Source organism: Burkholderia savannae, from assembly GCF_001524445.2.
GTDB classification, from domain to species: domain Bacteria; phylum Pseudomonadota; class Gammaproteobacteria; order Burkholderiales; family Burkholderiaceae; genus Burkholderia; species Burkholderia savannae.
Window position 1 is genome coordinate 2,769,013 of the sequence record NZ_CP013418.1, and the last position, 12,363, is coordinate 2,781,375.

The 12,363-nt window shown below is 66.0% G+C and carries 14 protein-coding genes and 1 pseudogene; 12 read left to right on the forward strand and 3 right to left on the reverse strand.

What is annotated here, in order from left to right; translation table 11 throughout:
* Nucleotides 1–131: 131 nt before the first annotated feature.
* Nucleotides 132–884 carry a helix-turn-helix domain-containing protein gene (locus WS78_RS33320; protein ID WP_038748047.1) on the reverse strand — a complete coding sequence of 251 codons (753 nt, stop codon included), beginning with the start codon at nucleotides 882–884 and terminating at the stop codon, nucleotides 132–134.
* A gap of 46 nt (nucleotides 885–930) precedes the next feature.
* Nucleotides 931–1,272 (reverse strand): FKBP-type peptidyl-prolyl cis-trans isomerase, encoded by a 342-nt coding sequence (locus WS78_RS33325; RefSeq protein WP_038748049.1) that lies wholly within the window; start codon nucleotides 1,270–1,272, stop codon nucleotides 931–933.
* A gap of 498 nt (nucleotides 1,273–1,770) precedes the next feature.
* Between WS78_RS33325 and WS78_RS33335 the strand changes: the two genes are divergently transcribed.
* From WS78_RS33335 to WS78_RS33345, 3 genes are all read left to right on the forward strand, one after another.
* The gene (locus tag WS78_RS33335; protein ID WP_038748054.1) at nucleotides 1,771–2,679 is read left to right on the forward strand and encodes a metal-dependent hydrolase; all 909 of its coding nucleotides are present in this window, start codon (nucleotides 1,771–1,773) and stop codon (nucleotides 2,677–2,679) included.
* A 569-nt stretch (nucleotides 2,680–3,248) separates the two neighbouring features.
* Nucleotides 3,249–3,668: an MbcA/ParS/Xre antitoxin family protein gene (locus WS78_RS33340; RefSeq protein ID WP_038748057.1), complete on the forward strand. Its 420-nt coding sequence runs from the start codon at nucleotides 3,249–3,251 to the stop codon at nucleotides 3,666–3,668.
* Nucleotides 3,659–4,366: an RES family NAD+ phosphorylase gene (locus tag WS78_RS33345; protein WP_038748060.1), complete on the forward strand. Its 708-nt coding sequence runs from the start codon at nucleotides 3,659–3,661 to the stop codon at nucleotides 4,364–4,366. Before WS78_RS33340 ends, WS78_RS33345 begins: the two co-directional genes overlap by 10 nt.
* 87 nt (nucleotides 4,367–4,453) lie before the next feature.
* Here WS78_RS33345 and WS78_RS33350 read toward each other — a convergent pair whose 3' ends face one another.
* Nucleotides 4,454–5,188, reverse strand: coding sequence for a metallophosphoesterase (locus WS78_RS33350; RefSeq protein ID WP_059581210.1), 735 nt, complete (start codon nucleotides 5,186–5,188; stop codon nucleotides 4,454–4,456).
* Nucleotides 5,189–5,309: 121 nt separating this feature from the next.
* Here WS78_RS33350 and WS78_RS33355 point away from each other — a divergent pair, with 121 nt between their 5' ends.
* From WS78_RS33355 to WS78_RS33400, 9 genes and pseudogenes are all read left to right on the forward strand, one after another.
* Nucleotides 5,310–5,963: a DUF1345 domain-containing protein gene (locus tag WS78_RS33355; protein WP_038748065.1), complete on the forward strand. Its 654-nt coding sequence runs from the start codon at nucleotides 5,310–5,312 to the stop codon at nucleotides 5,961–5,963.
* 143 nt (nucleotides 5,964–6,106) lie between these two features.
* Entirely contained in the window at nucleotides 6,107–6,568 is a 462-nt protein-coding gene (locus WS78_RS33360) for an SRPBCC family protein (RefSeq protein ID WP_038748068.1), read from the forward strand.
* Entirely contained in the window at nucleotides 6,552–6,917 is a 366-nt protein-coding gene (locus WS78_RS33365) for an ArsR/SmtB family transcription factor (RefSeq protein ID WP_059581213.1), read from the forward strand. The genes WS78_RS33360 and WS78_RS33365 overlap by 17 nt, the downstream gene beginning before the upstream one ends.
* Nucleotides 6,918–7,172: 255 nt before the next feature.
* Nucleotides 7,173–7,344: pseudogene (locus WS78_RS33370) on the forward strand (LysR family transcriptional regulator); the annotation flags it as partial.
* A 673-nt stretch (nucleotides 7,345–8,017) separates the two neighbouring features.
* Nucleotides 8,018–9,607, forward strand: a complete 1,590-nt coding sequence (locus WS78_RS33380) for an amino acid adenylation domain-containing protein (protein ID WP_059581216.1) — start codon at nucleotides 8,018–8,020, stop codon at nucleotides 9,605–9,607.
* Nucleotides 9,604–9,864, forward strand: a complete 261-nt coding sequence (locus WS78_RS33385) for an acyl carrier protein (RefSeq protein ID WP_038748080.1) — start codon at nucleotides 9,604–9,606, stop codon at nucleotides 9,862–9,864. The genes WS78_RS33380 and WS78_RS33385 overlap by 4 nt, the downstream gene beginning before the upstream one ends.
* 94 nt (nucleotides 9,865–9,958) lie before the next feature.
* Nucleotides 9,959–10,864, forward strand: coding sequence for a chlorinating enzyme (locus WS78_RS33390; protein WP_059581219.1), 906 nt, complete (start codon nucleotides 9,959–9,961; stop codon nucleotides 10,862–10,864).
* Between the two features lie 18 nt (nucleotides 10,865–10,882).
* A complete protein-coding gene (locus tag WS78_RS33395; RefSeq protein ID WP_059581222.1) occupies nucleotides 10,883–11,665 on the forward strand; it encodes a thioesterase II family protein in 783 nt (260 codons plus the stop codon).
* A 7-nt stretch (nucleotides 11,666–11,672) separates the two neighbouring features.
* Complete coding sequence (locus WS78_RS33400) at nucleotides 11,673–12,356, forward strand: RraA family protein (RefSeq protein ID WP_038748089.1); 684 nt, start codon at nucleotides 11,673–11,675, stop codon at nucleotides 12,354–12,356.
* Nucleotides 12,357–12,363 lie beyond the last annotated feature (7 nt).

Below are 12,363 nucleotides of genomic sequence, written 5' to 3' on the forward strand. Positions count from 1 at the left end.
CCGCTTCGCTGGCCGCTCGAATGATCGACGACGAAATGGGCGAGCGCTTGGACGCGAGCAGGAGCCTGCTCGTCGCGCGCGCTCGTCGCGCGCGGCATGCGGCACGAGCAAGAACGCTCGCGCCGGAAGGCTCAGTGCCGGCCGCCGCGCCACCGGCCGGGCGCGAGCCCGAACCGTTTCGTGAATGCGTGCGTGAACGCGCTCTGATCGGCGAATCCGATTTCGCCGGCGATGTCGGCGAGCGAACGCTTCGGATCACCGAGCAATACGACGGCGGCGTCGAGCCGCAACCGCTGCAGATAGCGATGCGGCGTCTCGCCGAACGCGTCGCAGAAGAGCTGATGGAAGCGGCGCATGCCGAAGCCGCAGTGTGCGGCGAGATCGGCGATGCGCAGCGGCTCGGCGAGATGCGCGCGCAGCCAGCGATCGATCCGCGCGAAGTCGAGCCCGGCGGCGGGCTGCATCGACGAAGCGCCGCCCAATTCGCCGACGAGCGCGCCGCATAGCCGTGCGGCCGCCTGCCAATGGAGGCGCCGGGCCGACAGCGCGTCGACGCGCGCCGCGAGTTCGCCGACGAGCGCCGTGAGGCCCGGATCGATCGCGATCGTCTTCGCGCGCTCGAACAGCCGCTCGGGCACGGCGAGCGAGCCGAGCGGCAGGTCGAGCACCAGTTGGCTGTTGTCGGCGAGCCCCGCGTATTCGTGCCGCGAGCCGGCCGGAATCAGCCATGCGGAGCGGCGGTCGATCCGCTCGTCGACGCCGTCGACCATCATCGTCATCGCGCCGTCGACGCCGAGCACGATCTGATGGAAGTCGTGCACGTCCGATTCCTGCACGGCGCCGTAGCGGCGCAGCGAGAGAGTCGGCGAAGCGAAGCGGGCCATGATGCGGCGACGGTCGGCGAAACGGGGGCGACGGGCGGCGCCTGCGTCAGACGTCGAGCAGTTCGACTTCGAACACGAGCGTCGCATTCGGCGGAATCACGCCGCCCGCGCCGCGCGCGCCGTAGCCGAGCTGCGGCGGGATCGTGAGGCGGCGCACGCCGCCCACCTTCATCCCCTGCACGCCTTCGTCCCAGCCCTTGATGACCATGCCGCCGCCGAGCACGAACGCGAACGGGTCGTTGCGGTCCTTGCTCGAATCGAATTTCTGGCCGTCGGTGAGCCAGCCGGTGTAATGGACGCTCACGGTCTGGCCCGCTTGCGCTTGTGCGCCCGTGCCTTCGGTCAAGTCTTCGTATTTGAGGCCGGATTCGGTGGTGACGGCTGTCATGAAATGCTCCTGATTGAAACGAAATGACCGCTATTGTAGGGGAGCCGCGCGAACTCGGCCGGATTTCGCGGCGCGCCGCGTTCGCCGCTTCGCGCGATGCGGCAAAAATGCGCCCGGCGATCGCGTTTGCAAGCCCGGGCGGCGGCCCGCGCCGTCGCGCCGAAACCCCCGCTGCACGGGGCTCACGGGCCGGCCGCACGGCGCTTCTCGCGCGGCCGGCGTTTGGAAGGCCGCCACTAACTCGCGCCTTGCCTATCCGCGGCTCCTCGCCATATTGTTTCAGTTATTAATGTAAAGGTCGGCGGCCGCACGGCGGGCGCGCGAGGCCGGGGCCGCTCGATGCGGCGGCCCCGGCGTGCGGAGCCGGAAGCGCGCGATCGACGTCGATCCGTCGGCCGCGCGAGCGTTCGCCGACGAACGCGACGAGCGCGACGCCGGCCGGATGCCGGGCATGGCTCGCATCGACGCCGTCCTCGGCCGCCCAGACAGGAGACATCGATGAATCAACCCGCGAAGTCGACGGACCCCGTGTTCGTCATGCCCGTGCGCCGCGACCTGCGCTTCAATCTGCCGGTCGAGCGCGCGACGGATTGGCATGGGCAGGGCTCGCAAGTCTCGCACTTCTTCAATGCGCTGTCGCTGCTGTTTCCGGCGGGCGAGCGTTTCTTCATGGATTCGGTGCGCAACTACCGCGACCGAATCGACGATCCGGTGCTGAAGAAACAGGTGCTCGGCTTCATCGGCCAGGAGGCGATGCACACGCGCGAGCACGTCGAGTACAACGATCTGATGCAGGCGCACCGGTTGCCGGCGCGCACGATCGACAGGCGCGTGTGGAAAGTGACGGGCTGGATGAAGAAGGTGCTGCCGCATTCGGTGCAGCTCGCGCACACGGTCGCGGCCGAGCACTATACGGCGATGCTGGCCAACTGGCTGCTGACCGAGCCGTCCGCGCTGGCCGGCTCGCATGAAGGCTACAAGCAGATGTGGCAGTGGCACGCGCTCGAGGAGACCGAGCACAAGGCGGTGTCGTTCGACGTCTGGAATGCGGTGATGAAGCCAGGGCCGAAGCGATACCTGATCCGCATCGGCGTGTATTTGCTGACGACGATGACGTTCTGGCCGAACGTGTTCCTGATCCATTCGCAGTTGATCCGTTGGGACCGCACGTCGGACAAGAGCGTGCGCGGCCTTTGGCGCGTGGTCGGCCTGCTGTACGGGCCGCGTCGTGGACTGTTTCCGAAGATCGCGCGCGAGTGGCTGAGTTTCCTCCGGCCGGGCTTCCATCCATGGGACTACGACAACCGTCATCATCTCGCGCGCGTCGACGGCATCGTCGCGGCGACGCAGGCGCGCGCGGCGCTAACGCTGCCGCCGATCGAGCTCGACAGCGCGGAGCCGGCGTGAGCCGGTGAGCTCGCGGGCGGGCCGTCGCACTGGCGGCTTGTCCGGTGCGGCATCGCGGCGCGCGGCGTGCGTTCTTCATGCGCTTTTCGTTCGCACTCGCGCGCGCTCCGGCCTATTTTTTTACGCTCCACGCGCGCTCCACGCGCTCCACGGCGCGCCGGGAAACATATCCGCGAGCGCGCTGCATCGGCCTCCCTTCATCCCGATTCCGTTTCTCGCCGGCTGCTCTTCCGGCAGCTTCAGCTCATCCCGCGCACGCGCGAACGCATCCGGACATTTCGCGCGCGTGAGATCCGCATTTTTCGTCGCCCGAGCGGAGGCCGACGCTCGACCGCCAGGCGCGTTGCCGTCTCGCGTGCCGGCGTCGAATGGGCCACGCGCGATTCGCTGCGAGTGCCGCGCGCACGGGCGCGCAAGCCGGCGAGGGCGGCGGCGCGGAAGGCCGCATATGATTTCCGACCCCACTAATTCACCCAATCCGCAGCTTATTGGGATCAGCCATTATTTTCCTTGTAAAGATCCCGAAATGGACTAATATTGTTAGTAGATTCATTTTGAGACTAACTGCCATGTCCCGTCCTGCTTTGAAGCCGCTGCCGAATCCGCCGGAGGCGACGGTCGCGCAAATGTCGGCGGCCGGCCTGCGCGCGTTCTTCAACATCGCGCGCGACTGGGAGCTGTCGACCGACGAGCAGATCGTCCTGCTGGGCTCGCCCGGCCGCTCGACGTTCTTCAAATGGAAGGCGTCGCCGCAAACCGCGCGCCTCACGCACGATACGCTCGAGCGCCTGTCGCTCGTGCTCGGCATCTACAAGGCGCTGCAGATCCTGCTGCCGCAGCCCGCCGCGGCGGACGCGTGGGTCAAGCGGCCGAACGACGCCGCGCCGTTCAACGGCAGGCGCGCGCTCGACCGGATGCTCGCGGGGAACGTCAGCGATCTCGTCGCGGTGCGCCAATATCTCGACGCGACGCGAGGCGGATGGGCGTGATCTTTCCCGAACGGCAGACGAACTGGCCCGTCGCGGCGCTCGACTGGGCACCCGCCTACCGCGTGATCCCCACGCGCTTTCCCGCGATCAATCTGTTCGACCGCGTCGCGTCGGCCGAGGATTTCGACGCGCTGTACGCGCTCGAGGCGTTGACCAACGATCGCGTGCGTACCGAGGTGGGCGTGCTCGGTCTCGTGCCGCCCGACGAGCGGCGCTTCGGGCCGGGCTACGGGCCGATCATGGCCGCGTTCACGCACCTGAATCCGAACGGCAGCCGTTTCTCCGACGGCAGCTACGGCGTGTTTTATTGCGCGCACACGCGCAACACGGCGATTGCGGAGACGCGCTATCACGCGTCGCTGTTCCTCGCGGCGACGAAGGAGCCGCCGATGCGTCAGCAGATGCGTCTCTACACGGTGGCCGCGCACGGCGAGGTCGCCGACCTGCGCGCGTGGCGCGAGCGCGATCCGGCGTTTCTCGATCCCGCCGACTATGCAGCCGGGCAGGCGTTCGGCCGTGCGGTGCGCGAGGCGGGCGGCGCGGGCGTCGCGTATCCGTCGGTGCGGGACCCGGGAGGCGAATGTCTCGCGGCGTTCAGGACGCTGCTGCTGCGCGATTGTCACCACGCCGCGTATCTCGAGTACAACTGGAACGGCGCGGCGATCGACGCGGTGTTCGAGCTGAGTCAGATCGGCTGACGATGCGGGCGGCGCGCGGCGGGACGCCCGGCGCAAGGCAGCATCGTTGCGCCGTCGCGGCTCCACGGTGGCGCCGCGGCCCGCGCATCAAGGCAGCGGCACGTCCGCCGCGCCCTGTTGGCGCGCGGCCGCGACCGACAGCGACCAGCTTTCGCCGCTGCGCGTGTCGAGCAGCGTGAGCCGGCCCGACGGATCGAACGCGCCGGTGTCGATGAACGTCTGCGCGCCGATTCTCACGACGTCGTGCATCGGCGTGTGGCCGCAATACGTGGTCGACATGCCGATCTGGCGTGCGGCCGGGTCGGTGCGGCCGTACGCGAGCTCGCGGCCCCACAGCAGGCGTGTGATCACGTCGGGCGCGTAGTCGCCGCGATCGAGGTCGGCGTCGCTGCCGAAGAATTCCGCGTGCAGCACGTTGAAGCGCTCGTCGCCTTCGCCGACGACGCGCACGAGCGGCAGTTCGCGCAGCCGTCGCGCATAGCATTCGAGCGTCGCGACGGGCAGGTCGGACGCCCAGTCGCCGCCGATGCGCTTCCAGACGCTCATCGGCAGCCTGCCGTCCGCGACCGAGCACAGCACGTCCTCGTGATTGCCGAGCACACAGTGGAACCACGGGCGCTCGAGCAGCGCGAGCGCCGCTTCCGACTGCGCGCCGCGGTCGACGAGATCGCCGACGGAGAACAGCCGGTCGCGCGCCGGATCGAAGCGCACGGTGTGCAGCAGCACGCGCAGCGGTTCGACGCAGCCGTGCAGATCGCCGACGACGAAATCGCGGCCGGCATGGTTCGCGGTATGGCGACGGATCAGGGGAGCGGTGTCCATTCGCCCATCTTAGGACACAGCCGCCCTTGGCGCAGCGGGACAACATGACGATAATCGCTGCGACGCGCCGCAGCAGCGGCGCGGTCTTTCACTCGACTTTCGATCGTCTCGACGAGGAATCATGACGCTTTATCCGCAAGTGCTGCGCAATCGTCCGCGCATGATGATCGCGGCCGCCGCCGGCGTCGCGTTCGGCCTGCTGTTCCCGTATCCGCTGCGGCCGTTCGCGCGTGTGCTGATCGGCTGGGATTGCACGATCTGGCTGTATCTCGTGCTGATGTGGGTGCGGATGGTGCGCGCGCAACATCACAGGGTGCGCGAGATCGCGATGCGCGAGGACGAGAACGCGACGATCGTGCTGACCATCATCTGTTTCGCAACGGTCGCGAGCATCGCCGCGATCGTGCTCGAGCTCGTCAGCGCGAAGAGCGTCGGATTCCGCTACGGCCTCGGTCATTACGCGGTGACGGGCGCGACGATGTTCGGCGCATGGTTCCTGATTCCGACGATCTTCACGCTGCACTACGCGCGGCTCTACTATCTGTCGCCGAAGGACGCGCGCGCGCTGTCGTTTCCCGATCGCGATCTCGAGCCCGATTATTGGGATTTCCTGTATTTCTCGTTCACGATCGCGGTCGCGTCGCAGACGTCCGACGTATCGCTGCGCGGGCGATCGATCCGGCGCGCGGCGCTCGCGCAGTCGATTCTGTCGTTCTATTTCAACATGGCGGTGCTCGGGCTGTCGGTCAACGTCGCGGCGGGGCTCCTGAGCTGAATTCGATTGCGCCGACGTCGCATGCCGCGTCAGCCGGCGCATTCGCGCCGGCGCGGCGAGGCGGCGCATGCGATTTCCGGACAGGCAGCCGTTTCCTTGCATTTCACGAGTGCGCGGCCTAATGTGCAGCCAGGAGGCTGCATATGAACACATCGACCGATCGTATCGAAAGGCGGATCGTGCTGAGCGCGCCGCGCTCGCGCGTGTGGCGCGCGCTGACGAACGCCGACGAGTTCGGCGCGTGGTTTCGCGTCGATCTCGCAGGGCAGACCTTCGAGGCGGGACGCCACGTCGAAGGCCGCATCACGTATCCCGGTTACGAGCATGTAGTGTTGCAGATGCGGATCGAGCGGATCGAGCCGGAGCATCATTTCTCGTACCGCTGGCATCCGGCCGCGGTCGATCCCGCGCTCGACTACTCGCAAGAGACGCCGACGCTCGTCGCGTTCGAGCTCGCCGACGTCGAAGCCGGCACGTTGCTCACCATCATCGAATCGGGCTTCGACAAGCTGCCCATCGAGCGCCGCGCGGATGCGTTCCGGATGAACGGCGGCGGCTGGGACGAGCAGATGAAGAACATCGCCGTACATGTCGACGCGCGCTGACGGCCGGCCGCCGCGCGCGCCGCTCAAGCGCGCGCAGTTGCGCGATTGCGCGACGGTGTTCGCCGCGCTCGGCGACGAGACCCGCTTGCGCATCGTCGCCGCGCTGTGCGCGGGCACGGCGCTGTCGATCGCGCGGATCACCGCGGGCACCGACATCACGCGCCAGTCGGTCACGCAGCATCTGCAGGTGCTGGCGGACGCGGGGCTCGTGCGTGACGCGAAGCTCGGGCGCGAGCGGCTGTGGAGCTTCGAGCCCGCGCAGATCGATATCGCGCGGGCGGCGCTCGACGCGATCGGCCGGCGGTGGGATCAGGCGTTGCTGCGGCTCGAGCACGCAGTTCAGGCATGATGGCTGCGCTTGCGGCGCGCCGCTTCGCTTTCGCGGCGGGAACGGTCAGTTAAACGAACGATCGTCGATGGACGAACCGTTTCGCGCACGGCCGATGCGAGTGCCGTTTCGAAGCGGTCGCGAACGTCTCGCGAAATATCTCGCCACGCGGCTACTTGCCGTCGTGCGCGCTCCGCCTGGCGCATGGAGACAGTCCCGCTCGCCGCGCTCATCCGGCGCGCTCGGCGGCAGACGCCGAATCGAGTGGCGAGACGCGCGGGCATCGCTTGCCTGTCCGATTTCATGACCGCACGGAATCGCGATCGATGAAGGGCGGCTCGTGCAACTGCTCACGCGCCAGACGCACGACGTGCTGCAGCCGGTTCACGCAGTCTATCGCCGCAATACGGCGATCTCGTCGCGCATCGCATCGTTCGTCGATTGTCTGACATCTGACGAGATGAAACGCATCGGATCGCAACGCGCTCGGCGCGGAAGTGCCGGGCGCCTAATCGGCGAATGCGTCGGGCCTGCAGCGACACGCGCTTGCCTCCTCTTTTACGATCGCATTCAACGCGAAACCGCGCTTTTCCGCTCTTGCTAAAGAATTCAACCGCGCGCGCAGCGGCATGCTTTGAATCATCCATTTATTTAGGCAGCCAAAAATACATCAACAAACGCTTAAATATCAGGTTCGGAGCTTATTCTTGAATCGCGCTGAAATCGTGCGGACATATTCTGGAAGTGATCTAAGTATTTCCGCAGGGAATTTCATCTAGCCTATCAATCAACGAATGCGGCGACGAACGACACGCATTCGAGCCGACGTCGAGCAACGCGCATTCCGCCTGTTCGACGTGCGCTCGCCAGCATTGCATCCGGGTGCGGGCGCGTCCGCTTCATCGGCGGATCGGCGGTGCAGCGGCAGAACGATTCGAACAAGCAGCCAGCAGTCTGAGAGAAAGCAGCACGCAGTCAAATGACGAGGGGCCGGTAGTCGACGGCGAACGAACGTGCATCGCAAGCGCGCATGCAGGGTCGTTCGCCCGTTAGCCGGTGCGCAATGCCGCCTGAATCTCGAAGGTGCCCGTAAAGAGACATCGCAAAGAGGATTCATTCAGATGGCCAGACACATCGTTCAAGCAATCCAGTCTCATGCGTTCGCCACGCCGTATAAATGCGCGTTGTCCGATTCTCGCGGCGATCTCGGCTACGCCGATCTCGACAGCTTCAGCACCCGTTTCGCGATGCGCCTGCAGGATCTGGGCTGCCGCCCGGGAGATCGCGTCGTGATGCTCGCGAGCCGCCGCGCGTTGCTCGTCGCGGCGATCGTCGGCGTGTTCAAGGCCGGCTGCGTGCACGTGCCGCTCGATCCGCGCATGCCGACGGACCGCCTGCGATACATCCTGCACGACGTCGCGCCGGCGCTCGTGATCGCCGACGAAGATCTGACCGAAGCGCTCGAGCACGCGTTGCCGTCGGCCGCGCCGATCCTGCCGCTGAGCGAGCTCGAGCGGCTCCTCGCCGACGCAGATTCGGCGCGGCTCGACGCGCTCGTGCAGCCGTTGCCGCTGCCGCCGTTCGACGAAACCGCGATCGCATATTGCATCTACACCTCCGGCTCGACAGGCCGCCCGAAGGGCGTGCTGATCAACCACCGCAGCATCGCGGATTTCTTCGAAGGTACGCGCGCCGTCTACGACGTCACGTCGCAATCGAGATGCGCGAGCTTTTCGCCGCTGCATTTCGACGTGTATCTGATGGACATGATGTTTCCGCTCGCGCAGGGCGCGTCGCTGTACGTGCACGACGACGTGAACGCGCCTGACTTGCTGTTCGACGCGATCCGCGCGCACGACGTCACGCATTTCTCCGCGTGGGGCATGATGCTCGGCCTGATCGCGCAGGCGGACGCGTTCGAAGCCGCGCCGCTGCCGCACCTGAAGACGATCCTTACAGGCACCGACGTGCCCGACGTGAAGACGATCCAGCGCTGGCTGAAGAAAAACGCGGGCGTGCAGGTGATCAACGCGTACGGTCCGACCGAGGCCACATGCGCGGCGGTCGCGCACGTGATCCGAGAGGTCGAGCCCGAGCGGCGCGCGCTCTATCCGATCGGCAAGCCGCTCGAGCACGTGAGGGCGTTGCTCGCCGACGAGCGCGGCGAGCGGATCACGGCGCCGGGTGTGCCGGGCGAGCTGATGATCGGCGGCACGCAGGTCATGCAGGGCTATTGGAACTTGCCCGAGGAGACGGCGGCGCGGCTCGTTCGCATGAACGGCGTGCCGTTTTATCGAACGGGCGACGTCTGCACGTATCTCGCCGACGGCAGCCTGTATTACATGGGCCGCAAGGATAACGAAGTGAAGATCGGCGGTTACCGGATTCATCTGAGCGAAATCCAGCGGGTCGTCAACGGCGTGCCGCACGTGCATGGATCGGAGGTCGTGCTGCTCGAATCGCGCTACGGCGAGACGCTGCTTGCCGCGGGCGTGCTGCTCGAGCGCGGCGCGTCGCTCGACGCCGATTCGAAGGTCGACGAAATCAGGCGGCGCCTCGCGGCGGAGCTTCCCGCCTACATGGTGCCTCGCCACGTCATGGTTCTCGAGCAGTTTCCGCAGTTGTCATCGGGAAAGACGGATCGCAAAGCGCTTCTGTCGATATTGCAACACCGCGTCAATGAAAGTAACCAGGAGGAAGTGAATCCATGAAGACCGAAACGATGTTGATTCAGATTCTGGAGAGCGTGATCGGCGTCAAGAAGGTGACGGGCGATACCCGTTTTCTGGATATCGGCGGCAATTCGCTCAATCTCGTCGAAGTGCTGAAGCAGATCAAGGCGAAAACGGGCGTCGCGCCGTCGCCGAGGCTGTTTTTCGACAAGACGCGCTCGACGGTGGCGGCGTTGAGCGGCGAAATCGACGCACTGCGCGAGCTCAGCGGCGCCGAGGCCCCGGTCGCGGGCTGATTCCGGAGGGCGTTTCACGAGCCGCGAAAGCGGCGGCCGCGACAAGCGGATTTTTCAAGACATGGCTCTTTACGCCATATTTAGGAGAACTGAGATGCAAAAGCGTTTTCACATGTCGGAAGCCGAAAAGAAATCTTTTTACGAGAACGGCTTCGCCGGCCCGTTCACGCTGTACGAACCGGAGGAGATGACCCGCGTCTGGAACGAAGTGCGGATGGACCTGCTCGATGCGACGAAGGCGGCGTTCCCGAACAGCCGGCTCAACTATGACCGTCATCTCGACATGCCCGATCTGAACCAGATCATTAGTCATCCGAAGATCGTCGATCGGATCTCGAGCATCCTCGGCCCGGACGTGCTGAGCTGGCGAACCGAGTGGTTTCCGAAATACCCGGGCGACGAAGGTACCGACTGGCACCAGGCCGAGAGCTTCGTGGAGTTCGAAGGCACCGAGAAGCTCGAGCCGACGGCGGCGGAAGAAGGGCGGCCGTGGGAGCTGACCGCGTGGATCGCGATGAGCGAGGCGACGAAGGAGAACGGCTGCCTGAAGCTGATGCCGGGCAGCCACCGCACCTGGTTCTTCGACGAGAAGCGCAACATCCCGTTCGAGCCGGAGAACTTCAACAAGCGCGTGCTCGACGACGGCCAGAAATCAGGCTTCTACGGCTACGACTACGAGAAGCTGAAGCTCGATCCGAGCTGGAAGCCGGACGAGTCGCGCGCGGTGCACATGGAAGTGAAGCCGGGCCAGTTCTTCATCTTCACGTCGCGCTGCATGCATGGCTCGAATCCGAACACGAGCAAGGATTCGGTGCGTTTCGGCTGGGCGACGCGCTTCGTGCCGACGCACGTGAAGGTGTATTCGGGTCAGGAGTCGTTCCACCACTTCGGCGAAGTGCTGCCGCTCGACCGCTACTCGACGGTGTTGGTGGCGGGCGAGGACCGCTATGGCCATAACCGCGTGACGAAGCCGCTCGCCGCAGTTGCGGCGATCGCGTAAGCGAAGGAAGGCGCCGACATGAATGCATGCGAGGCCCGCTGGTTCCTGTTCGGCGCCGACGAACGGAAACCCGATGTACGAATCCGGCTGTTCTGCTTTCACTACGCGGGCAGCGGCGGCTCAATCTTCAGGAACTGGGTCGAGTCGCTGCCGGACGGCGTCGAGCTTGTCGCGGTGCAGATGCCCGGCCGCGAGAACCGGCTGAACGAGCCGCTGTTGCACTCGATGGACGAAGTCGCGTCTCCGCTCGTCGACGCGCTCGCTCCGCTGCTCGACCGGCCGTTTGCGTTCTTCGGGCACAGCACGGGCGCGCTGATCGGTTTCGAGGTCGCGCGGGTACTGCGCGCTCGCGGATATCCGCAGCCGAGGCTTCTGATCGCGTCCGCGCAGAACGCGCCCGACGTGAAGCCGGAAGTGATTCGGCATCGGTTGTCGGATGCCGAGTTCGTCGAAGTGCTGCGCGGCTGCAACGGCACGCCCGACGCGATTCTGCAGGACCCGGCGCTGCTCGAGCTGCTGCTGCCGCGGATTCGCGCGGACGGCGCCGTGTTCGAGACGTACCGCTACGAGCCACAAGCGCCGCTCGATTGCCGGATCGTCGTCTTTCACGGCGTTCACGACGGCCTCGTGCGCGAAGACGGGCTCGCACGCTGGGCGAGCGAGACGCGGCAAAGCTTCGCACGCTACCGGTTTGCCGGCGACCACTTCTTCATTCACGACGAAGAGGCGTCGGTACTCGACCACATCAACCGCGAGCTCGAGCCGCTCTTGAGCGATGCGAGCTCCACTCTAATCGGATGACAGACAAATGGCGCAGTGGAATTCAGATGACGAGCTGTTCGCGCTGATGCGCGCCGAGCTCTCGACCTGCCCCGTCAGCGACGTGATGGAGCAGCTCGGGTTCGCGTACCCGATGCTGCCGCCGGAGATCCGCCCGCTGCGGCGGGACATGGTGATGATCGGCCGCGCGATGCCCGTGCAGGACGAGCCGCCCGTGCCGCACGGCGGTCTCAAGCGTTACGACGCGAAACCGTTTGGACTGCTGTTCGAATCGGTCGAGGCGTTGCGTCCGGGCGAGGTCTACGTCGCGAGCGGCGGCCCGACGGCTGTCGCGCGGCTCGGCGATCTGCTTGTCACGCGCGCGCGCAATCTCGGTGCGGCGGGTGTCGTGTTGAACGCGCACGTGCGCGACGCGAACGCGATTGCCGATCTGAACCTGCCGGCGTTCGCGCACGGCACGTACGCATACGGGCTGCAGGGGCGCCACAACGTCGTCGACTATCGCTGTTCGATCACCGTTGGCCACGTGCGAATCCGGCCGGGCGACCTGATCTTCGGCGACGGTGACGGCGTCTGCGTGATTCCGCGCGAAGCGGAGCAGGAAGTGATCAACCGCGCGATCGCGAAGAACCGGCTCGAACGCAAGGTTCGCGACGCGATCGTCGAAGGCCGCAGCGTCGTCGACGCATTCAATCAATACAACGTCATGTGAGGAGCGC

Excerpts from the sequence above, each read along its gene's own strand:
- WS78_RS33320 (WP_038748047.1), bottom strand. The coding sequence starts at position 884 with ATGGCCCGCTTCGCTTCGCCGACTCTCTCGCTGCGCCGCTACGGCGCC.
- WS78_RS33325 (WP_038748049.1), bottom strand. The coding sequence starts at position 1,272 with ATGACAGCCGTCACCACCGAATCCGGCCTCAAATACGAAGACTTGACC.
- WS78_RS33335 (WP_038748054.1), top strand. The coding sequence starts at position 1,771 with ATGAATCAACCCGCGAAGTCGACGGACCCCGTGTTCGTCATGCCCGTG.
- WS78_RS33340 (WP_038748057.1), top strand. The coding sequence starts at position 3,249 with ATGTCCCGTCCTGCTTTGAAGCCGCTGCCGAATCCGCCGGAGGCGACG.
- WS78_RS33345 (WP_038748060.1), top strand. The coding sequence starts at position 3,659 with ATGGGCGTGATCTTTCCCGAACGGCAGACGAACTGGCCCGTCGCGGCG.
- WS78_RS33350 (WP_059581210.1), bottom strand. The coding sequence starts at position 5,188 with ATGGACACCGCTCCCCTGATCCGTCGCCATACCGCGAACCATGCCGGC.
- WS78_RS33355 (WP_038748065.1), top strand. The coding sequence starts at position 5,310 with ATGACGCTTTATCCGCAAGTGCTGCGCAATCGTCCGCGCATGATGATC.
- WS78_RS33360 (WP_038748068.1), top strand. The coding sequence starts at position 6,107 with ATGAACACATCGACCGATCGTATCGAAAGGCGGATCGTGCTGAGCGCG.
- WS78_RS33365 (WP_059581213.1), top strand. The coding sequence starts at position 6,552 with ATGTCGACGCGCGCTGACGGCCGGCCGCCGCGCGCGCCGCTCAAGCGC.
- WS78_RS33380 (WP_059581216.1), top strand. The coding sequence starts at position 8,018 with ATGGCCAGACACATCGTTCAAGCAATCCAGTCTCATGCGTTCGCCACG.
- WS78_RS33385 (WP_038748080.1), top strand. The coding sequence starts at position 9,604 with ATGAAGACCGAAACGATGTTGATTCAGATTCTGGAGAGCGTGATCGGC.
- WS78_RS33390 (WP_059581219.1), top strand. The coding sequence starts at position 9,959 with ATGCAAAAGCGTTTTCACATGTCGGAAGCCGAAAAGAAATCTTTTTAC.
- WS78_RS33395 (WP_059581222.1), top strand. The coding sequence starts at position 10,883 with ATGAATGCATGCGAGGCCCGCTGGTTCCTGTTCGGCGCCGACGAACGG.
- WS78_RS33400 (WP_038748089.1), top strand. The coding sequence starts at position 11,673 with ATGGCGCAGTGGAATTCAGATGACGAGCTGTTCGCGCTGATGCGCGCC.